Origin of the sequence: Bacillus sp. SIMBA_154, assembly GCF_046536015.1 — a bacterium.
GTDB lineage: Bacteria > Bacillota > Bacilli > Bacillales > Bacillaceae > Bacillus > Bacillus pumilus_P.
On the sequence record NZ_JAWJBV010000342.1, the window covers coordinates 1 to 265 of the forward strand.

The window sequence follows — 265 nt, forward strand, 5'->3', positions numbered from 1 at the left end:
AAACCACTCTCCGGCAAAAAAACGGAACAAGTACACAAATGTCTGTCCCACAACGCCGAGCTGCAAAACAGCAATAATCGAGATTGCAACACAGAGCAGTCCGCTTAGTTCGTATTTTAGATTGAGCTTACTCTCTTGTTTCTTTTTAGATTTCCGTTTTTTCTTTGCCACACTCATCACCTTACTGCGTTAAAAAATGTAAAATCATACATCATGAAGAAAAGCAGCCTTTTGCCGGCTGCATTTTTCTGTAGGATTCCCCTAT

1 protein-coding gene is annotated in these 265 nt (G+C 40.4%); it reads right to left on the reverse strand.

Features of this window, described 5'->3' with window-relative positions; genetic code table 11:
* On the reverse strand, positions 1-171 hold a 171-nt coding region (locus R0K30_RS22300), incomplete at its 3' end, for a hypothetical protein (RefSeq protein WP_410613063.1).
* Positions 172-265 lie beyond the last annotated feature (94 nt).